A 21,613-nucleotide genomic window follows, 5' to 3' on the forward strand; every position below is an offset into this window, starting at 1 on the left:
CGCAATTACTTCCACTTCTTCTAGCTCTTTTGCTTCCGCAATTACTTCCACTTCTTCTAGCTCTTTTGCTTCCGCAATTACTTCCACTTCTTCTAGCTCTTTTGCTTCCGCAATTACTTCCACTTCTTCTGGTATTTCCACAATGATTGTTTCTTCAAGTTTTTCTTCTGCTTTGACAATCACTGATTCTTCTGGAGCTTGCTTTTCTACTTCAATAGTAGGTTGTTTTATTTCTGTGTTACGTTTAATTTCTTCTGATAATATTGTATCCTCGTGCTCTACTTTAGAAGCTACTAATTCTTCTTGTAGATTGTTTTCGTTTAACACCACTACATCTTTTTCTAGCTTAGCACTTTCCATCTGCTCAGCTACTGTTTTATGAAGTAATTCATCCGCTGAAACTTCCTGCGGTGTACTCATTTCTTGAATCACTTCTTTTTCTTCTACTAAAGGCACTTGGCGTTCGATTTCATAACCGTTTTTCTCTAGCCATTGATCAACTACTGACTTTTCTTCCTTTTTATTCTCTTCATATTGTTGCTCTCCTTGCTGGTTAGCAGCTCTATGACTAGAAGAAGTTGGTGCTTGTCCTTCTGAGAAATCAGATAATTTATATCCTTTTTTCTCTAACCATGCATCAACGACTGATTTACCCTCTACAGATATTTCAAGGTCTTCTCTTTCCTTTACTTCCTCCTGCTTTTCTTCCTTTTTCTCTACTGAAGGACGATTATATCCATAAATTGGCGAAATCATTTCTGTTGGACGAAATGGTCTACGGTTACTCTCTTGCGAAGGTGCAGATGCCTTTTTAACGACAGACTCTCGCACCGGTTCATATTGCACTTCCGACTCTTCATATGTAGAAACTACCTTTTCCACATACGATCGTCTGCTTCTTTCCACCTTTATTCCTCTTTGGGCAGTAGGTTCTTCATATGTTACTCCTTGAACAGGTTGTTCTTCGAAGCGATTTACTTCGCTTTCATCCTCTTCATCGAACCCATTATCCGGTACTAAAGGAAAACGGCATTTACCTGCATTCCTACTTGCCATTTGTGCTTCTCTTGCTTCAGTGTAGTGGTTTACACGAGGAATTTTCGGCTGACTTTCAATTTGCTTTGGTACTTCTTTATTCATCGCTGTTTGTTCTTCCTCTTTGTTAAACAGCTTTTTCATCCAATCTAACATGCTTACCACTCTTTCTACTAAATAGTAACATCCTTTATTGTATCAGCATTCGGCAAAAAGTGCAGGTAAAATTAAGCATGTCATATTTATCCACAATATTCTAATTTACGAGTGTTTCATATGAAAAAACGCAGCCTTTCATATAAGACTGCGCTTAAGCTTTACTCTTCTGATATGCATCTATGCTATCCGTTACACTTTGCAATAAAGAATTTACATATTGCGGGTCAGATAATTTTTTATCTTCTTCATGGTTTGACATAAACCCAAGTTCTAATAACACACCAGGAACCTTTGCCCAATTAAATCCAGAAAGATCATCCCGAAATTTAATTCCATTTACTTTTACTTGTTGATTCTCCCTCATTTTATTTACAATCATTTGAGAGATTTGAAGACTTTCCGCATAAATCTCTTTCGTATACGGACTTCCTTCTGCCGGCGTCAATACAGCAAATCCACTTTCGTTTGGATTTTCAGAACCATCTGCATGAAGACGTAAAAATAAATTCGCCTTATGATTATTTGCGAATGTCGCCCGTTCTTTATTACTTATATCAACGTCTTGTGATGTTCTCGTCATTAATACTTGTATCCCTTTTGCTTCAAGCTTTTCTTTTAATAAAAAAGCCATTTCTAATACAAGTACAGCCTCTCTCTTTTTCGTCACAACACCTGTTGTACCGTCTGTCACTTTATATTTTTGCGTTGTTGCCCCTGGTCCAATTGGCTCTAAATTTAAATTCGCTTTTTGTTGATGCCCTGGATCAATAACGACGAGAAACTTCTCTTGTTTTTCATTACTCTCTACTTTTTGTTCATTATTTTGCACTGGTTGCTCAATTGGCTGCACTGGCGTAGTTTCTTCTTTCTTTTCCTCAGATGATACTTCCTCTTGCTTATGTTCTACTTGCTCATTCGTTTGAATTGCTTGCAATTCTTCGTTTTTTTCTTGTTCTTGCTGTTTTTCTACCGGTGCGTCTTCTTTGGTATCTTTGTTTTTCTCTTGTATAGAAGATGTAGTTTCTTTTTTCGGCTGCTCTTGTGAACAACCGGCCATATATATTCCAATGAATGCAATCATGCTCATTATTTTTATATACTTCATACTTCTCTCCCATCACTTTGCACCAGATTCAAAGTTTTTCTTATAATTGCCCTATAATCTCATCCATATTTCCAATATAAACTGGCTGCCATTTTTCTGTACCACGTTCTGCAGTATAAACCGGATAAGCGTCATCATCTATATTTACGAAAACTGGATCGCCCATATCCGTTTCATATCCAATTGTAATCCATCCTTCTTGCCACTTTCCGTTTTCTTCACTTATTAATGAATTTTTATGTTTATCGTATCGGTAACCGATTTGTCCTTTTTCTAATTCACTTTCACTAAACACATATATTTCATAAGTACCTAGCTCAATATCTTGCTGTTTTGAAGTTTCAATTCGTTTTAGAAGTTCTGCGATTTTTATTTGTTGTTTCATACGTCTATCCCCTTCTATTTTTCTAAATTTTAACTAGTTTGTTTATAAAATACAATATAGATTTTAAGAAAAAAGGTGACATCCTTATAATATGAATGATTTTTTGAATATATCTGTCAAAACTCTCAATATATCAACAATTTTTCAAATATATCTATCGTAACTCTACATATATCAACGATTTTTCAAATATATCTATCGTAACTCTACATATATCAACGATTTTTCAAATATATCTATCGTAACTCTACATATATCAACGATTTTTCAAATATATCTATCGTAACTCTACATATATCAACGATTCGACACGGAATATCGACTTACCAACAAAAAATGACAAAACAAAAAGAGAGACTGTCCAAAAGGACAACCTCTCTCTTCTTATATCAATTAAAATTTAAACTCTTGTCCAACTTCAAAGCTATCTTCTAATACAAGAATACCTTTTTCTTGTGGAGCATCTGGAAGCTCTAATTCACGTGCAGAGCAGATCATTCCAGAAGAAGGAACACCGCGAAGCTCAGCTGGCTTGATTAACATACCGCTTGGCATTACAGCGCCGATTTTTGCAACGACAACTTTTTGTCCTGCATCAACGTTTGGTGCACCACATACGATTTGTAATGTTTCTGTACCGATTTCTACTTTACAAATGTTTAGCTTATCAGCATTTGGATGTTTTTCTTTTTCAGCTACATAGCCTACAACAAATTTCGGAGAAAGATCTGCTTCTACTGTTTCTTCAAAGCCGTTCTTCGCTAAAATTTCGTTGATTTTCTCTACAAGCTCTTTCGTTAATGTAAGGTTGCCTGTTTCTTTTACTTCTAAGTAAGAAGATGCATTAAAGATGTTGAATCCTGCTGTCTCGTTGCTTTCACGATCGTATACGCGTGCAACATCTCCTTTGCGATCAAAAGTACGGTTCTCTAAAGTAATATCTTGTAAGGCAACAATTAAAGTGTCACCAATTCCTTCAAGGTTGTAAAAAACGTTCACTTCGTTCATCCTTTCTCTTTTCCATCTGTCTTCTTCCGATTTTTCGCTAAAATAAAGATTGGTTCAAATTCTCCATCTTCATATACGAATGAAAGTGATGTAATCGGAACATGCCCTTCGGCAAAAAATTTCATTGTCATTTGTGCAATAATATCATAACCGATTTCGTTGACGATATCAGCAATAATTAATACATCTTGGTGAGGAACAGCAACAACCATGTCACCAGAAATCTTTTCACGCATCGATTGTAGTAACGATTCGTTTAAAATACGAGTCGCGTCATACCCATCATTTGTGTTTAAAAAGTAGAATGTATTACCCGCTACTGTGTCTTGTTTAAATTCATAACCTAATGAGCGTGCGTTGAATAATGCCATTTCACGCACTTGCTGTTCTGTAAGTTCTAATTTTTGTAATAGACGCTCGTCAATTAGTCGATACGTTTTATTCGAATCTAACGCATAGTAAATACGTGTTTCCGCCGTATGATCCGTCATAATAAACGGATTTCCTTCTTCTGCTTGTTTCGGGAAAGAAGTAGAGCGAATAACAGGTAAAATTTTCGCTCCGCTATTTTCTTCTTTATGCATCGCAATTAGCGCTTCTTGTACGTAATAAGCAACTTCTTCAATTGCCTTTTCTTTGTTCACTTCCCATTTTGCCACAACTCCTGGAAGCGATACGTTAATACCTTTTTTGGAGTCTTTTTGTTCAATACGTAAAACTTCTTTCTCACTATCATACTGAAAGTCCCATTCTGGGCGAGATAATTTCTTTATTAACTCATCTTTCATCTTTTTACTTGTCATCTTCATCTCTTTTTTCCTCCCTTCCAAAAAAATAACCTCCCCCGCGAAGGTAGAGGTTGTTTTACAATTCAATTGGCAAATTGCCTTATTTTAAACCTTCAATGAACTCTTCGATTTGTTCTTGTGTTTTACGATCTTTGTTTACATAGCGACCAGTTTCTTCACCTTTATTGTACGCTACAAAGCTCGGAATGCCAAATACGTCTAATTTTACACATAGATCAATAAACTCATCACGATCTACATAGTAAAATGAGAAATCACTATATTTCTCTTCTACTTCTGGCATAAATGGATCTACAAAGCGGCAGTCTGGGCACCATTCTGCTGAGAACATAAAGACTACATTCTCTTCATTTTTTAACTGTTGGAATTGCTCCATGCTTTCTAATGACTTCATCTATATTTCCTCCTCTAACGGGTGCATTTTTCATGTTATAATCTTTCTTTTATACTACCATACATCGCGCACGGTGCAAGGTTTATGCTTGCTTTTTGTCATACTTATATTGCCCAACTAACAACTTAACAACGTGTACAAATAATTCCGTGCGGTCGACATAATCATCTGTAAAAATACCGATAGCACCTTCGTGACTACGAATATCTTTTCGCTGCACAAACTCTTCCATCACTTCGCTTAATTCCTTACCATCTTCAAGAGGTGCTAAAAAATCGTCTGGTAACGTAATACGCGCTCCTCCGGCCACAAATACTTTCCCATCCATTGTTGCTAGCGCGCCCCAGTTACACATAAATAAACCGTGCTCCGTTTTCATTACGCCGCCTTCTAGCCCAATACCAATTGGAGCTTCTCCTTCCTCTAGCGCTCGCTTCGCTCTATTAATCGCTCCTTGCATCGTCTCTTCATCTGAGAAAGGCTGAGCTGATACTCCTGACGGAACAGAAAGAGATGTAATTTCAGCATCTTTCCAAACCTTCTCCACAGCGCCAACCTTCGCTTTATTCTTTGATCCTACTACTACTTTCATTTCGTTCACCTCTATAAAAATTCATCATTCTATTCTAATATCCCTATCAGATACGAATTAAGCATCAACCACTACCACATATCACCAAGTCATCTATTCAGCCTAAAAAAGAAGGTTTTTTCTAGCAACATTACCGTCTTCAAAAACAAAAACAGCCTTCCTCTCACTTCCTACTTGGGGTCTTCATACATCATTCGAACACCAATTAAGCACTGACCACTCCCACTCATGGATGGGTCATCTATTCAATCTAAAAAAAGAAGGTTTTTTCTAACAACATTACCGTCTTCAAAAACAAAAACAGCCTTCCTCTCACTTCCTACTTGGAGTCTTCATACATCATTCGAACACCAATTAAGCACTGACCGCTCCCACTCATCGCTGGGTCATCTATTCAATCTAAAAAAGAAGGTTTTTTCTAACAACATTACCGTCTTCAAAAACAAAAACAGCCTTCCTCTCTTTTCCTATCCAGGGTCTTAATACACCATTCGAGCACCAATTAAGCACTGACCATTCCCACTCATGGATGGGTCATCTATTCAAGCTAAAAAAAGAAAGGCTCTTCAGCCCTTCTTCCTCTCTACGCGTTATTCTTAATTGTCTCTAACGTCGTTTTATCTGTTGTTCTTACAAGCTTCGTAATTAATTCTTTCGCCGCTGCATAATCATCAACATGTAAAATTGAAGCATGTGTATGAACGTAGCGCGCACAAACACCAATTACTGCTGATGGGATACCAGAGTTACTTGTATGTACACGGCCCGCATCTGTACCACCTTGTGAAATAAAGTATTGGTACGGAATGTTGTTTGTTTCTGCTGTATCTAAAATGAATTCGCGTATTCCTCTATGTGTTACCATCGTGCGATCGTAAATACGAAGAAGAGCACCTTTTCCTAATTGACCGAACTGTGTTTTGTCACCAGATGCATCGTTTGCTGGACTTGCATCAAGCGCATAGAAAATATCTGGTTGAATCATATTTGCAGCTGTTTGCGCTCCGCGGAGCCCTACTTCTTCTTGTACAGTAGCACCAGAATATAATGTATTTGGTAATGTTTCATCTTTTAATTCTTTTAATAATTCGATTGCAAGACCACATCCGTAACGGTTGTCCCAAGCTTTCGCCATAATTTTCTTCTCATTTGCCATCGGTGTAAACGGGCAGATTGGCACGATTTGTTGTCCTGGTTTTACACCAATCTCAATCGCATCTTCATAGCTATCTGCACCTATATCAATTAACATATTTTTTATATCCATCGGTTTTGCACGTTGCGCGTCACTTAATAAATGAGGAGGAATAGAACCAACAACCCCAATAACAGGACCATTCTTCGTCATAACTTGTACACGCTGTGCTAATAAAACTTGGCTCCACCAGCCGCCTAACGTTTGAAAACGAAGCATTCCGTTTTTCGTAATTTGCGTAACCATGAAACCTACTTCATCCATATGACCTGCTACAAGAACACGCGGGCCAGTTTCGTCCCCTTTTTTCAGACCAAATACGCTACCTAAACCGTCTTGTACAATTTCATCCGCATATTTGCTTAATTCTTGTTTCATAAAACGGCGTACATCATGTTCAAAACCTGATGCACCTTGTAATTCTGTTAACGTACGAAATAATTGTAATGTCTCTTTATTCACGAAGTCCCCTTCTTTCAAACCTTAGTAGAATACCTCTTTTATTGTAACGAAATTTTCGAAATGTTTCTAGTTTCTTCTTTTTTAGCTGTATTTGCTTTATAATTATTATCGGTACACTATTTTTATTTTATAGAATTGAGGTGAATATATGAGCTGGAAAGGTTTAGTAGCAGGTCTTGGCGTTGGGTTCGCAGCTGGTTATCTCGTTGCAAACAAAGTACAAGAACAATCCCATATTTCTTCAGAAAAAGCATTGAAAATGGTGAAACAAGCATTAAGTCATAAAGGTGAAATTACTGGCTCTTGGGTACATATGGTTCCAGAGACATTTGAAAAATATGATGTCGCATACGAAGTTTATCGCGGCGGTCTTACAACAATGTTAAATGATATACAAGAACGATTTGAATTTTTAGTTGATGCTAAAACAGGTACTGTTTTAGAGGTTATAGCAGCATAAAAAGGAGGGTTCCCATTAGGTGAACCTCTTATTTTTTAATTGTGGGTATTGATTAAAATTATATCAGCGATTTCCCAATTATATCGATTTATCAACAAAACCCGACAATAAAAAAGAGGCTGCTCCAATAAATATGATGGAACAACCTCCTATTTTTATGCTTCTATACTCGTTTTCCGTTCTATTTTTTCTACGATATGCCCTTCCTCATTCCACTTCACAGCGCGATAATATGCATCATGGTAAAACGTAAACCATGCCTCTTTTTCAGCACCATACTTCATCCACTTTTGCTTATTTTCAATCGAGGTCATCGGATAATCATCGTATGCCATTACCCATAATACATTTTGATGCGCATGCGTCGGTAAGAGATCCGCTAAGTGTAGCATCGTTTCCCCTTGACTCTCCAAAGCGATAACTGCATGTCCATCACTATGACCACCCGTACGCGCCATCTTGATTTCATCTGTAATTTCTATTTCTTGCTGGAACGTAACAACTTGATCTACAATTGGCTCCCAATTTTCCTTCCAATATGTATTACGTGATCTAATGTTTGGATTCCTCATTTCATTCCATTCTGTTTCACTTACGTAAACTTTCGCATTTGGAAATGACGGTACAAGGTGATCATCTTCCCATTTTGTTAGACCAGATGCATGATCAAAATGAAGATGTGTCATCAAGACGTAGTCGATATCTTCAGGCTTTAATCCTAATTTTTCTAATGATTCATAAACCGATGATTCTTCTGTTACACCTTGATTTCGTTTCATCTTCTCATTCAACTTACCGTTTCCTATCCCGGAATCAATGAGCATATTTCCATCTTTTGTTTGCAAAAGTAACGGATCTGTTCGTAAATAAATATGATTTGTATCATTATGTTTATATTTACGTGACCAAAGTACTTTCGGCACGACTCCAAACATTGCTCCTCCATCTAAATGTGTATTCCCGCCTTTTAACCACGTTACTTTTATATCTCCAATTTGTAACTGTTCCATTACACATCCCCCTTTTCAATTAATCTTAACATAAAATTCTGATTATTTTAGATGTAAAAAAACCTACGCATTACTGCATAGGCTCTGTACGATATTTTGCTTCAACTCGGTAAATACGATGACCTTTACTAGAGAATTTCTCTTCGTATTCAGTCATGATGTTACCTTCAAAGTCGCTGTTATGAAGATCTAAGCTTAAGTACGTTAGTAACATACCGTACTCAGCCATACTCATAAGAGAATATTCAAATAAACCTTGGTTATCTGTTTTGAAATGAATTTCTCCGCCTTCTACTAACACTTCTTCGTAATTACGTAAAAATGTTTTATACGTTAAACGACGCTTCGTATGACGTTTCTTTGGCCATGGATCTGAGAAGTTTAAATAAACGCGATCAATTTCACCTTTCGCAAAGAAAACTGTTAAATCTTCAGCATCTTTATTAATTAACTTTAAGTTTGGTAATTCTTCTTCAATTAATTTATCAAGTGCATCTACAACAACACTTGTGAATTTTTCAATTCCAATATAATTAATATGTGGATTCGCTTTCGCCATATCATACATGAAGCGGCCACGACCTGTACCTACTTCAATGTGAATTGGTTGTTCGTTTCCAAATACTTCTTTCCAGCTACCAGCGCGCTCCTCTGGGTTTCCGATTACGATATGTGAATATTCATTAATTCGATCCATTGCATACGGTTTATGTCTTAAACGCATAGATGTTTCCCTCTCTTTACATAGCTATTTTAAAGGAATAATTCCTTCTTTCTTTTTTAATCAATCTACCAAACAAAAAACCAAGTACGTACGAGCACTCGGTCCGTTTCTTTCAAGTATAAGATGTACCATTTTGATAAAAACTACATACAGCATTAAACATTCCATGACGAAACAGCTTTTTCTCTTACATTTGAAGAGAAAAACAATCGAAAGGATGATCCGTTCATGCCAATTAATCAACAACATCAATTAGAAGTGCTGAAAGATATTTTAGTCAACCACCAAAGTGATTGCTGCGGGACAGTTTCAGAATGCGAGCAATTAGAGCGCCTCATTCAATCGTTACTCGCAAACGATAATATAAGTAGTGACGCTAAAACAATGCTAAACGATGTATATTCTTATAGTCAATCGGGTAAATCTTCCTCTAATTTGGACAACCATATTTCCAATAATCAAGAACAACTTACTCAGTGGATTGCTGGAATGGACAATTTTTCTTAAGTATCATTCTGAAGCAAGTAGTTGCTGTAAATATTGATGCCAATATTCAGCTTCTGCTTGCTGTTTTTTTGTTGTATGCCATTGAATAGACAAAATCGTTTGTGCTATCACATACCATCTCATACGCCTAAGCAGCGATTCATCCATTTCAATATCATAGTAACCGAGCCACTCACTCCATTCCTGGCGCGGAATGTACCAATATAATAACATACCGAGGTCTAGAGCTGGGTCAGCAATTACAGCTCCATCCCAATCAATTAAAAACAATTCATCTTCATCCGACAATAGCCAGTTGTTATGGTTTACATCACAATGGCATACAACGAATTCATTGTATTCAATAGCTTTTAATGAATCCATTAAATATTGAAGGCCTTGCTGAATTGTTTCATCATCCCTTATATCTCCTCTTAAAACGAGTTGCAGTTGTTGTAATAACTCTTGTGCGTGAAGCGGCTGCTTCCCAAGTCTTTGAATCATCTGTACAAGCGCTTTAGAGGAGTGTATTTTCTTCAAAAGTTTCGCAACACGTTCTAGTTTCATATCCTCTGGCTCTAGCTTCTGTCCCGGAAGCCATTTTTGAGCAGAAATTACATCACCATTCGTTACCCTTCTTGTCCAAAGTAATTTTGGAACAATTCCTTCTGCTGACAATACCGCTAAAAAGGGCGATGTATTCCGCTTTAAAAATAACTTCTGTTGTCCGTTTTGCGCAATATATGCATCGCCCGTTACTCCACCAGCCGGTACAAGACTCCACTCTTTTCCTAATAATTGTTCCAACCATTCCATATTCATTACCCGTTAACAAATCCTTATCTTTTATAGTTATGAAAAGAAAAACCGCAACATTTCTACACATGTTGTGGATTCATATATTTTACTGTAAATGAAAAGAAAAATTAGCCTAAGCCAAAAATCCTCTATTTTATTTTACAAAACCTGTCATAGAATGACAACTTATCAAAATCGTCACCTTTGTCAATTCTACATTTATTACATTCTCATCGTCAAGTAGCGATTTGTCACATTATCGTCAATATATACGTGCTAATTGGAGCGAGCTTAAGTTCCTTTCCTCTAAATGAAGAAATTGGCTCTATTTTCGCTTCGTTTTCGTTTACTAACACATGCCACGTTGCTTCTTTCGGAAGTTGCACAGTTTTAGCTTCTAAACCGCTATTAAATAAGACGATAATCTCTTTCCACGGCCCAAACGTTTCTACATGCTCTAGGTGATATGCAAGTACTTCTGTAGATGTTTGTAAAAAAGTCATATGTTTTTTTATAAGGTCTGCGCTTTGTAATCGGAATGCCCCATGCTCTTTACGAATCGCAATTAAACCTTTTATATAGTTAACGGTCTCTATCTCTTTCTCTTTTTGATCCCAATCTAATTGATTGATCTCATCATTTGCATTATAACTATTTTCATTTCCTTTCTTCGTACGATAAAACTCTTGCCCTGCGTGTAAGAAAGGAATGCCTTGTGAAAGAATAACCATTGCGCTCGCTAACAGGTGACGTTTTTTCAAAATCGTTTCTGATTCTTCATTACTGCGCACTAGTTTATCCCACATCGTCATATTATCATGACATTCTACATAGTTAATGCTTTGCGCTGGCTCTAGAAACAGCCCTGTTTCTTTCATACTTAAAAGACTTCCTGCTGCAATATACTGCAAATGATTACAGTCTACATGCCCACCAAATGCAAAACCACGCTTATTTATATGAAAGGTACTCCCTTTTATCCCATCACGAAATTGATCATTAAACTGCGCGATATGCGGCATTTTCTTCGCATTATTTAACGTTGCTTTTTCCTCACGAGGAAGCGGTGTTTGTAAATCCCATCCTTCTCCTAATAACAAAGCATCTCTTTTTATGTTTCGCACTTCTTTTTCTATCATATTCATTGTATCAACATCTAAAATTCCCATTAAGTCGAATCGGAATCCATCGACATTGTATTCAGTAAGCCAATATAAAATAGACTCTACAATGAATTTCCTCATCATTTTCCGTTCAGACGCTATATCATTTCCGACTCCCGTCCCATTAGAAGGCATACCATCTTCACCATGACGAAAATAATATCCTGGAACAAGCTTTTCAAATGATGATAGCTCTCTTTCATAAACATGATTATATACAACATCTATAATCACCCTAATACCTTGTTTATGAAATGTTTCAATTAGTTGTTTGCACTCAACTATCCTGTTATACGGATCAGAGGGGTTTGTAGCATAATATCCTGTTGGTGCATTGTAATATAATGGATTATATCCCCAATTATAGGCGGACGAAGGATTCGCCTCATCTACACCACCGAAACAATATAAAGGTAATAGTTCAACATGTGTAACACCTAAATCTTTTATATGAGACAACCCTGTTAATGTCCCATTCCGTCCTGTTGTTCCCTCTTCCATCAATCCTTTATATGTTCCCTTTTGAATTACTCCACTATTTGGATGTATAGTCGCATCACGAATATGCAGTTCATACAATATGGCATCTGTCATTGATTGTAATGTTGGTAATCCCTCTCGTCTTGTTACATTCGTTTTTTCTAAATTGATAACAACACCATGTTTTCCATTTACCGTCACCGACTTTGCATAAGGATCCACAGCTTCGTTCCATATTAAATTAATACAAACAAGAAATGTATAGCGTGCTCCGTCTAAATCACCTTGTAATGTTTGAATCCAAACTCCGTTTTCTCCCCTGTACATTTCATGATCGGCATATTCTTTATCGCTCTTATAAATTCTTACTTTCGCAAGCCTTGCAGTTGGGGCCCATACTTTAAATGTCGTTTCTTCTTTTTGATAAACAGCACCTAAATCTGTACCTTCGTAATAATACTTTTCATCGAAAATTTTTGTTCGAATAACAGCACCTATTTGTAAATCAGTTTCTTCATTCCGTTCATCTCGTACTGTATAATACTTCCCCACATCTAGCGGCTCTTCTATAAAGCACTCATACTTCGTTGCATCTGGAAGCGCAATCGTATGAGCAATCGGTAAATCTTTCACATTACTTCCTTCTTGCAAACGAAATGTCCGACTTGTTCCATACGCATGTGGGAGCAAAATTGTAATTTTATTCATTTCATCTAAATAGGCATCAAATGGACGTTTTACTTTCAACATAAAAAAATCACCATCATTCTCAAAGTTAAAATAAAGTGAAACTTTAATGAGCGAGAAAATTTCTCCATCCTCACTTATTATTAGCCTTCACCAATTAGGCGAGATAAAATGAGCTGCAAATGATAAGGCTTTTCTTATCAACAAGACTCTATACAGTAACTCCATTCTTCTCTATAGTATATTCACCTGCATAAAAAACGTTTTCAACATTCTATTTTTGTAATTTTATTTCAGCAATCGATTTATACTTCGGGGTTTCTTTCACGTGGGATTCGTATAAAGTAATTGTATCTGCTTGAAATGATATTTCAGGCACTTCTTTTATACTTTCTAAACGAAACTTTTCTTCTCCTATCCATTTACGAGCAACGGTAATATGCGGGTGATATGGGCGTGTTTCTAGAGAAAATCCATTTTCTTCACAAATGGCATGTATTTGCTTTTGCAACTGAAACAAATCGTGATTCTCACTTACCTTCGCCCAAAAAATACGAGGCTGATCTTCCCTACCAAACGTTGAAAAACCTTGTAATGTGAACGATAGTTCTTTTGTTTCTGCAATTGTTTGTAATCCATTCTTTATTCCCTCTAGCTGTTCCTCCGTTGCACTCCCTAAAAATGAAAGGGTAATATGATAGTCTTCTTTATGTACCCATGAACGAAATTGTAATTCCTCTTGCATGTCCTCTTTATAGTTAGACAGCATTTCTTTTATATGATTCGGTAACGTAATTGCGACAAAATAATGCAGTTCCATGTACATCTTCTCCTTCTTTCTATTGTTGCTTTTCTTTCTTATCTCATTCAGGTAAAAAGAAGCCGCTCTCCAAAATAGAGAGCGGACATTATTTATATATCCATTACTTCGCTAATTCATGAATTGCTTGCGCGTAAATTGCTGTTGCTTTTAATAAGTCTTCAATTTCGATATACTCATCTTTTTGATGCGCAAGTTCTTCTTTTCCAGGGAATAGCGGGCCAAATGCCACACCAGCTTTTAATGAACGAGCATAAGTACCGCCGCCGATTGCTAATAGTTCTGCTTTTTCACCTGTTTGTTCTTCATACACACGTTGTAACGTACGGATTAATACGTGATCTTTATCGACGTGATGCGGGCGAGAATTAGAATAGTCAGCCACTTCAAAACCATGCGTACCAACATATGCTTTCAACTTCACAATTGTTTCTTCAAAGTTAGTTGTAACTGGGTAACGTACGTTTAGCCCTAAGTTACCACCGTTTTCTTTCGTATAAGAAATGCGACCGACATTCACTGTTAACGGACCGCTAATTTCATCTTTATAAGCAATAGTAGCTTTTTCACCAAAAATATCACCAGTAAATGTTTCTGTTGCAAATGTCGCAAATGCAGTTGCTTTTCCATCAAGTGAAACTGTAGTTAAGAAGTTTGCTAATAATAAACCTGCATTTTCTCCTTTTTCAGGAGTAGATCCATGCGCTGAAATTCCTTCTATTTGCAACGTCACTGTATTTCCTTCTATAGTCGATTTCCCTATTTTTTTAGCAGTTTGTAAATACTCTTCATATGCTACTGTAAGTGCATTTACATCTTCTCCTGTAATAACCGCTTCTGCAAAATCAGGAACCATATTTAAACGGCGCCCTGAATCAAATGAAACAAGTTCATATGTACCTTTTTTCTCTTCACTACCATTTTGCACAACTTGTATATCAGAAATTCCTTTTTCTGCATTAATAATTGGAAAATCCGCGTCTGGCGCAAAACCGATTGTTGGCATTTCTTCGTTTTTAAAGTAGTGATCTACACATTTCCAATTGCTTTCCTCATCTGTTCCTATAATCATACGAACACGTTTGGAAAGAGGTAAGCCTAATTCTTTCACAATTTTCATCGCATAATATGCTGCCATCGTTGGGCCTTTATCGTCAATTGCACCACGTGCAAAAATCTTTCCGTCGCGAATATCTGCACTATATGCAGGAGTCGTCCAGCCATCTCCTTCTGGTACAACGTCAACGTGACAGAGAATACCTACTAATTCTTCTCCTTGCCCCATTTCAAGATGACCTGCATATCCTTCTAAATTTTTAGAAGTAAAACCTTCAGTTTCTCCTTTATGTAACATGAAAGATAAAGCTTTTTCTACACCTTCACCGAATGGTGCGCCCTCTTTCGCAGATTCTTCTTCCCATACACTTTTAATTTGTAAAAATTGTTGTGTATCACGAATTAAATCATCTTTTCGTTTCGCAACTTCTTCTGTCCAATTAATTGCTGACATCACGCATCCATCCTTCACTATATTGTTTCTTTCATCATAACAAACCGAAATCTCTTATGCCATACACGAAAACTAAATACCGAACAATTGTAATATTTCAGATATTTCTTATTAGTTTTTCTTTTGTTTTTTCAAAAAAATTTGCAGGAATTTGGCGTTTTACGTAGAATTTTATGTGTTAGTTGACTGACCATATATACAATGTCAACTACCAATATTTTTCTATATGAATATTTGTTAAATTTCTGTAAAATTTAAGTAGATTAAAGCATGAATTTTATCATGTAGAGTACAATGGTAGTAACGACCTTCTTTCCTGAATGGGGTCAAAAAAACTAGTAGAGGAGTGGTTTTCTCTTGAAACCTACAACTACTCGTATGCTAACACGCATTAAATCAATTTATATGTACATCAATGAAAACGGAACGGTAACGACGAAAGACCTTGTAGATGAGTTCGGGATCACACCGCGAACGATACAACGTGATCTAAATGTGTTGCAGTTTAATGAACTCGTGTATAGCCCTTGCCGCGGTAAGTGGACAACAACAGGAAAGAAAGTGAGAATGACCTCATAACGAAAAATAATTGTATGGTAAATAAATACATACCCCTTTCTAATAATTAGAAAGGGGTCTTTTCTGCGCCTATAAAGGTACTACTTTTCAGTATCTACTTGATATGTTTTTAACATTTCTACTTCTTCATCTGTTAGCTCTCGGTATTGTCCAAGTTCTAGTTCTTCATCTAATACTAACGGACCCATCTCTGTTCTCTTTAGGTAGACTACTTTTCTTCCTACCGCTTCAAACATACGCTTCACTTGATGGAATTTCCCTTCCGTAATCACAAGCTCAATTTCAGAAATATCATCGCTTTTCAATATTGTAAGTGCACCTGGCTTTGTTTCATAGCCATCGTCTAAAATAACACCTTTAGCAAATTCTTTTACATCCTCTTCTGTTACTACTCCTGCAACGTGTGCATAATATTTTTTCGGCACATGCTTTTTCGGAGATAATAATTGATGTGATAACTTCCCATCATTTGTTATCAATAAGAAGCCTTCCGTATCGATATCAAGTCGTCCAACTGGGAACGGATCAAAGATTGCATCTTCTAATTCTAATAAATCTATTACTGTTTCATGATTATCATCTTCCGTCGCTGAAATAACACCTTGTGGTTTATGCATCATTAAGTAAACAAATTCTTTGTATTCCACAACTTCACCGTGAATCATAACTTCTTGCTCTTCTACATTTACATGAACTTTCGCATCTTTTACTGGCGTTCCATCAATTTTCACAACGCCATCTTTCAATAATTTCTTTACTTCTTTTCTACTTCCATATCCCATATTTGCTAATAATTTATCTAATCTCACGTTTTTCACCTTCTTTATTTATCATAGAAAAGGGGACGTAATTACGCCCCTCTTGATTTCAACTTTATTTTAAATCTACTACCAAGTTTACGTTGAATTTTATCTAATGCTTCTCCACCAAATACTCTTTCAAGTACTCCTGTGCGAATTGCTAACAATCCGTAAACAAGACCGCCAATACCTGCACAAATCGCAACTGTTATAAGAGCACCAATACGGCCATCAGGCGAAATCATGAAGGATAGAATCCATTGTGATAGTTTTACAGCAACGACCATTATAAGTGTCAGTACTGCAATTTGGAATGTTCTTTTATATACAACACCGAATGAATAGTGTGCGTATTTTTTAATTTGTTGATTTGTGTACCAAACAGAAGCTAAGAAACCAACTGCTGTCGCTAGAATTGCTCCTACTGTACCGAAATAACGAATAAAGATTACGTTACATACAAATTTCAAAATAACGCCCATTATAAGCGCAATAATCGCATGCTTCTGCTGGTTAATACCTTGCAGGATTGCCGCTGTTACTGTAAATAAAGCGAATAACAACGCAACTGGTGCATACCACATTAATACTTGTCCACCTAGTGGATCTGAATCGTAAAACGCAGTATAAATTGGATATGCAAGTGAAGAAATACCGACAACTGCTGGCAATGTTAAAAACATATTTGCCTGGAATGTTTGTGTAATTTGTAATTTCAAATAGCGGTATTGTTTTTCAGTAAATGATTTTGTAATTGCTGGTACAAGCGTTAAACTAAACGCTGTTGCAAGTGATACAGGAATCATAATTAACTTATGCGTCCACATTGTGAAAATACCGAGAGCTCGCTCTGCGATATCACCTTGACCAATCGCCTGCATAATTGAGTTAAATGTCAATGTATCAATTTGTTGATATAAAGGAATTGTTAACCCAATTACAACGTAAGGAATCGCATATGCAAATAACTCTTTAAACAATTGAACGGTGCTTACTGTTGATTCTGGTACAGTTTGTTCAATTAAATATTGATCCAAATATTTTTTACGTTTTAGCCAGTACCAAATTAACACACCGAGTGCTCCAACCGCTGAAACGAACGCAGCAAATGTCGCTACTCCAACTGCTGTTGCAACTGTACCGCCAAGTACTTTAATAACGATAAAACTACCTGCTAATAAAAAGACGATACGAATAATTTGTTCAATAATTTGTGAAACGGTAGTTGGTCCCATAGACTGGTGACCTTGGAAATAACCACGAATTAAACTCGCTGCTGGTACAACAATAAGCGCGAAACTTACAAGACGAATGATCGTCGTAACTTCTCCTACATTATTGTGTATACTTTGTTTACCAAGCATCGCTTCTGCAAACAATGGCGCCGTCATGTACAGTACTAGGAACGAAAGAACTCCTGTTACTATCATCATAACCATTCCCGAGCGGAACATTCTCCGGCTCGTTTTATAATCGCCAAGCGCATTATATTTGGAAACAAATTTTGAAACAGCAAGTGGCACACCTGCCGTTGCGATACTTAAAAAGATCGTATATGGAATGTATCCATATGTATAGAGCGTTCCGCCTTCTGTTCCTACTAATGCATGAAACGGAAAGACGTAAATCATGCCTAAGAACTTTACTAAAAATGTCCCTAGCGTAACAATAAGCGTTCCGCGCAGAAATTTCGAATCGGACATACAAAAATCCTCCTACATCTACATAAAGTGAAACTATAATTAGTTGGAGACTTCTCTCCTACCCCTTATTAGTTGAACCATTCGAGCATTTACAGGCTAACAGACTCCCTATTTACTTCTCCTAAATCTTGAGGTTTTAGTCTTATCGCCTACAAATGGCAGGATAGTGCTGAACTCTAACTTTTGTATTGTACCACAATTCTCTCATTAAGCAGTACTTCACTCTATTTTTCTTTTAAGGGAAAACATGCTATTCTTTTAGGCAGGAAATGTAGAAAATGAGGTCGATATATTATGCATTATGATGTTATTGTCATCGGCGGCGGTCCTTCTGGGCTAATGGCTGCAATTGGTGCTGCAGAAGAAGGCGCAAATGTCTTACTTCTTGATAAAGGAAATAAACTTGGGCGTAAACTTGCAATTTCTGGTGGCGGACGCTGTAACGTAACGAACCGTCTACCACTTGATGAAATTGTTAAACATATACCAGGAAACGGTCGCTTCTTATACAGCGCTTTTTCTATTTTTAATAATGAAGATATTATTACATTCTTCGAAAATCTCGGTGTTAAATTGAAAGAAGAAGACCACGGTCGCATGTTCCCTGTGTCAAACAAAGCACAATCTGTTGTAGACGCACTTTTAACACGATTAAAAGACTTAGGTGTAAAAATTCGTACAAATACGCCTGTTGAAACGATTGAATATGAAAATGGTCAAACAAAAGCAGTTATACTGCAAACAGGCGAAGTGTTAGAAACAAATCACGTCGTTATCGCTGTTGGCGGAAAATCAGTTCCTCAAACTGGATCTACTGGAGACGGATATGCTTGGGCTGAAAAAGCGGGTCATACAATCACAGAATTATTCCCAACAGAAGTACCTATCCTTTCAAACGAGCCGTTTATACGTGACCGCTCATTACAAGGTCTTGCTTTACGTGATATAAACTTAAGTGTATTAAACCCGAAAGGAAAAGCTATCATTTCTCACAAAATGGACATGCTCTTCACTCATTTCGGCCTATCTGGACCTGCTGCTCTTCGCTGTAGCCAATTCGTCGTGAAAGCACTGAAAAAGTTTAAAACGAATACAATACAAATGAGTATTGATGCATTGCCAGAGGAAAATAGTGAACAACTATTTCAGCGCATGCTGAAACAAATGAAAGAAGATCCGAAAAAAGGAATTAAAAACGTTTTAAAAGGTTATGTTCCTGAACGTTACTTCCTATTCTTATTAGAAAAAAATGAAATTGACGGCAGCGAACAAGCTGGACAAGTTTCTCACGAAAAGATTCGTGCACTTGTGAAAGACTTTAAAGAGTTTACTGTGAATGTAAATGGTACGCAGTCAATTGAAAAAGCATTCGTTACTGGCGGCGGTGTATCCGTGAAAGAAATTAATCCGAAAGAAATGTCTTCTAAATTTACGAACGGCTTATATTTCTGCGGAGAAGTTCTTGATATTCATGGTTATACTGGTGGCTATAATATTACATCAGCCCTTGTTACTGGTAGAATTGCCGGAACGACAGCTGGAGAAAACGCGAAAATGCAGTATTAAAAAAAAGAAACAGGGATTCCTGTTTCTTTTTTTATAGGTACATGAAATTATATGAGCGATTCTGCAACTTATATCGGCGATTTCCCAAATATATCGACTTACCGACAAGAAACGACAAATATAGGCTCCACTTAACTTCCCATTGCTTTTTTGTTGCTTTATATACCTTAGTACCTTTATATTTTATATTGTTGAATATTTAAAAAAGGGTAAGGGGAAAAACAAATGAGAAAAAAAGTCATGATGTCTTTAATGTTAATGACGTTTCTTTCTGCGGTAGAAGGAACGATTGTTAGTACAGCAATCCCTCGTATAACGAGTGATTTGTCAGGCGTCGAACTTGTTAGTTGGGTATATGCAATTTATATGCTTGCAACAGCTGTTTCGACTCCAATATACGGAAAGCTCGCTGATTTATTTGGCCGTAAAAAAGTTTTACTGATCGGAGCTACAATCTTTTTAGTCGGTTCTGCACTTTGCGGAGTCGTTACATCGATGGAACAATTAATCTTCTTCCGCGCGCTTCAAGGTATCGGTGCTGGTGCTGTTATGCCAATCACAATGACGATTATTGGAGACTTATATAGCGAAGCGAAAGACCGCGCGAAAGCACAAGGTTGGATGAGTGCCGTTTGGGGTGTATCCGGTGTTATCGGACCGTTAGTAGGTGGATTTTTAGTTGATTCCCTTTCTTGGCGCTATATTTTCTTCCTAAACGTTCCATTCGGAATTATCGCTTGCTTAATGATTGCAATTTACTACAAAGAATCTATTAAACCTGCTAAGCATCATATCGATTATCTTGGTGCAACAGTCTTCTCATTAAGTACAATCGCTCTACTATATGCATTATTAACAGGTAGCAGTAAGCAAAACTGGGGAGACATGACAATTATCGGCCTATTAATCTTTGCCGCTATTTCATTTATTATTTTCTTATTCATCGAGAAGAAATCTCCGGAACCATTAATTCCGCTATCACTTTTCTCTAACCGTACATTATCTACGATAAATATATTAACTCTTATTGCTGGCGCAATGATTATTAGTATTACAATGTACCTTCCAATTTGGAGCCAAGGTGTATTAGGGAAAAACGCTACAGAAGCTGGACTTATTTTAATGCCAATTCCTGTTATGTGGACATTTGGCGCTATTTTCTCTGGTAACTTAGTAGGCAAATTAAAAACGAAACAAATCATTTTACTTGGAGCTAGCATTTTATCAGTCGCTACGTTCTTATTATTTACACTATCAACAAATTCACCATCGTTCCTTATTTATGTAGCAGTCGGATTATTCGGCTTAGGCATGGGGCTTGTGACACCGATTTACATGGTAACAATTCAAGCAGCCGTACCAGCTCATACACGCGGAACAGCTGTTGGTTTAAACACATTTATTAATACATTTAGTCAAACGTTAGGTGCTGCAATATTCGGTACAATCTTCAATACGATGATTCACGCACGTGGTATTAAAAATCTTGATCTTGTATCTGGTGGACATGGCGGTACTACAGCAAACGTAGTAACCGAATCGCAATCTGCATTAGCATCAAGCGTACACGTCATTTATATGAGCACTTTCGTATTAGCAGTATTTACATTAATTATCGCTTGGCTCTTATTAAAGCCAGCTACACAAACAAGTGAGCAACAATAAAAAGGATGACCATTTTGG

20 protein-coding genes and 1 pseudogene are annotated in these 21,613 nt (G+C 36.9%); 5 read left to right on the forward strand and 16 right to left on the reverse strand.

Annotation, left to right across the window (positions count from 1 at the left end; all coding sequences use genetic code 11):
* The 8 genes and pseudogenes from GBN91_RS29195 to GBN91_RS04575 form a co-directional block, all read right to left on the reverse strand.
* A pseudogene (locus tag GBN91_RS29195) lies at window positions 1–1,191 on the reverse strand (DNA translocase FtsK); the annotation flags it as partial.
* A gap of 154 nt (window positions 1,192–1,345) precedes the next feature.
* On the reverse strand, window positions 1,346–2,299 hold the full coding sequence (locus GBN91_RS04545; protein WP_016123463.1) for an N-acetylmuramoyl-L-alanine amidase: 954 nt from the start codon (window positions 2,297–2,299) through the stop codon (window positions 1,346–1,348).
* A gap of 40 nt (window positions 2,300–2,339) precedes the next feature.
* Window positions 2,340–2,684 carry a hypothetical protein gene (locus GBN91_RS04550; protein ID WP_000813166.1) on the reverse strand — a complete coding sequence of 115 codons (345 nt, stop codon included), beginning with the start codon at window positions 2,682–2,684 and terminating at the stop codon, window positions 2,340–2,342.
* A 393-nt stretch (window positions 2,685–3,077) separates the two neighbouring features.
* Complete coding sequence (gene ytpR, locus GBN91_RS04555) at window positions 3,078–3,692, reverse strand: YtpR family tRNA-binding protein (protein ID WP_001006761.1); 615 nt, start codon at window positions 3,690–3,692, stop codon at window positions 3,078–3,080.
* Entirely contained in the window at window positions 3,689–4,501 is an 813-nt protein-coding gene (locus GBN91_RS04560; protein ID WP_000784588.1) for a DUF1444 domain-containing protein, read from the reverse strand. The genes ytpR and GBN91_RS04560 overlap by 4 nt, the downstream gene beginning before the upstream one ends.
* A 79-nt stretch (window positions 4,502–4,580) precedes the next feature.
* Window positions 4,581–4,895 (reverse strand): thioredoxin family protein, encoded by a 315-nt coding sequence (locus GBN91_RS04565; protein WP_000838193.1) that lies wholly within the window; start codon window positions 4,893–4,895, stop codon window positions 4,581–4,583.
* An 82-nt stretch (window positions 4,896–4,977) separates the two neighbouring features.
* The gene (locus GBN91_RS04570; RefSeq protein ID WP_152121275.1) at window positions 4,978–5,487 is read right to left on the reverse strand and encodes a DUF84 family protein; all 510 of its coding nucleotides are present in this window, start codon (window positions 5,485–5,487) and stop codon (window positions 4,978–4,980) included.
* 583 nt (window positions 5,488–6,070) lie between these two features.
* On the reverse strand, window positions 6,071–7,144 hold the full coding sequence (locus GBN91_RS04575; protein ID WP_001031514.1) for a M42 family metallopeptidase: 1,074 nt from the start codon (window positions 7,142–7,144) through the stop codon (window positions 6,071–6,073).
* A 148-nt stretch (window positions 7,145–7,292) separates the two neighbouring features.
* Here GBN91_RS04575 and GBN91_RS04580 point away from each other — a divergent pair, with 148 nt between their 5' ends.
* Window positions 7,293–7,604 carry a PepSY domain-containing protein gene (locus GBN91_RS04580; RefSeq protein ID WP_000118543.1) on the forward strand — a complete coding sequence of 104 codons (312 nt, stop codon included), beginning with the start codon at window positions 7,293–7,295 and terminating at the stop codon, window positions 7,602–7,604.
* 155 nt (window positions 7,605–7,759) lie between these two features.
* Here GBN91_RS04580 and GBN91_RS04585 read toward each other — a convergent pair whose 3' ends face one another.
* Window positions 7,760–8,614: a YtnP family quorum-quenching lactonase gene (locus GBN91_RS04585; RefSeq protein WP_000436855.1), complete on the reverse strand. Its 855-nt coding sequence runs from the start codon at window positions 8,612–8,614 to the stop codon at window positions 7,760–7,762.
* A 70-nt stretch (window positions 8,615–8,684) separates the two neighbouring features.
* Window positions 8,685–9,338, reverse strand: coding sequence for a tRNA (guanosine(46)-N7)-methyltransferase TrmB (gene trmB, locus GBN91_RS04590; RefSeq protein ID WP_001239385.1), 654 nt, complete (start codon window positions 9,336–9,338; stop codon window positions 8,685–8,687).
* Between the two features lie 228 nt (window positions 9,339–9,566).
* Here trmB and GBN91_RS04595 point away from each other — a divergent pair, with 228 nt between their 5' ends.
* On the forward strand, window positions 9,567–9,845 hold the full coding sequence (locus GBN91_RS04595; RefSeq protein WP_001122235.1) for a YtzH-like family protein: 279 nt from the start codon (window positions 9,567–9,569) through the stop codon (window positions 9,843–9,845).
* Between the two features lie 3 nt (window positions 9,846–9,848).
* Here GBN91_RS04595 and GBN91_RS04600 read toward each other — a convergent pair whose 3' ends face one another.
* The 4 genes from GBN91_RS04600 to pepV form a co-directional block, all read right to left on the reverse strand.
* Window positions 9,849–10,646 carry a phosphotransferase family protein gene (locus tag GBN91_RS04600; RefSeq protein WP_001986674.1) on the reverse strand — a complete coding sequence of 266 codons (798 nt, stop codon included), beginning with the start codon at window positions 10,644–10,646 and terminating at the stop codon, window positions 9,849–9,851.
* A gap of 227 nt (window positions 10,647–10,873) precedes the next feature.
* Window positions 10,874–13,015 (reverse strand): type I pullulanase, encoded by a 2,142-nt coding sequence (gene pulA, locus GBN91_RS04605; protein ID WP_000921740.1) that lies wholly within the window; start codon window positions 13,013–13,015, stop codon window positions 10,874–10,876.
* Between the two features lie 211 nt (window positions 13,016–13,226).
* Window positions 13,227–13,772: an RNA 2',3'-cyclic phosphodiesterase gene (thpR, locus tag GBN91_RS04610; protein ID WP_000418984.1), complete on the reverse strand. Its 546-nt coding sequence runs from the start codon at window positions 13,770–13,772 to the stop codon at window positions 13,227–13,229.
* A 103-nt stretch (window positions 13,773–13,875) separates the two neighbouring features.
* Entirely contained in the window at window positions 13,876–15,282 is a 1,407-nt protein-coding gene (pepV, locus tag GBN91_RS04615) for a dipeptidase PepV (RefSeq protein WP_001274259.1), read from the reverse strand.
* Window positions 15,283–15,639: 357 nt separating this feature from the next.
* Here pepV and GBN91_RS04620 point away from each other — a divergent pair, with 357 nt between their 5' ends.
* Window positions 15,640–15,861, forward strand: a complete 222-nt coding sequence (locus GBN91_RS04620; protein WP_000805512.1) for a DeoR family transcriptional regulator — start codon at window positions 15,640–15,642, stop codon at window positions 15,859–15,861.
* An 80-nt stretch (window positions 15,862–15,941) separates the two neighbouring features.
* On the opposite strand, the gene GBN91_RS04625 is transcribed toward GBN91_RS04620, so the two are convergent.
* Together GBN91_RS04625 and GBN91_RS04630 are read right to left on the reverse strand one after the other, a co-directional pair.
* Entirely contained in the window at window positions 15,942–16,670 is a 729-nt protein-coding gene (locus GBN91_RS04625) for a pseudouridine synthase (protein ID WP_152121276.1), read from the reverse strand.
* Between the two features lie 41 nt (window positions 16,671–16,711).
* The gene (locus GBN91_RS04630; RefSeq protein ID WP_001284028.1) at window positions 16,712–18,364 is read right to left on the reverse strand and encodes a putative polysaccharide biosynthesis protein; all 1,653 of its coding nucleotides are present in this window, start codon (window positions 18,362–18,364) and stop codon (window positions 16,712–16,714) included.
* Window positions 18,365–18,658: 294 nt separating this feature from the next.
* Here GBN91_RS04630 and GBN91_RS04635 point away from each other — a divergent pair, with 294 nt between their 5' ends.
* A complete protein-coding gene (locus tag GBN91_RS04635) occupies window positions 18,659–19,930 on the forward strand; it encodes a BaiN/RdsA family NAD(P)/FAD-dependent oxidoreductase (RefSeq protein WP_000558859.1) in 1,272 nt (423 codons plus the stop codon).
* 225 nt (window positions 19,931–20,155) lie between these two features.
* The gene (locus GBN91_RS04640; RefSeq protein WP_006924902.1) at window positions 20,156–21,595 is read left to right on the forward strand and encodes an MDR family MFS transporter; all 1,440 of its coding nucleotides are present in this window, start codon (window positions 20,156–20,158) and stop codon (window positions 21,593–21,595) included.
* The last annotated feature ends 18 nt before the right edge of the window (window positions 21,596–21,613 follow it).

The organism is Bacillus sp. B1-WWTP-T-0.5-Post-4 (genome assembly GCF_009183795.1).
Taxonomy (GTDB): Bacteria; Bacillota; Bacilli; order Bacillales; family Bacillaceae_G; genus Bacillus_A; species Bacillus_A cereus.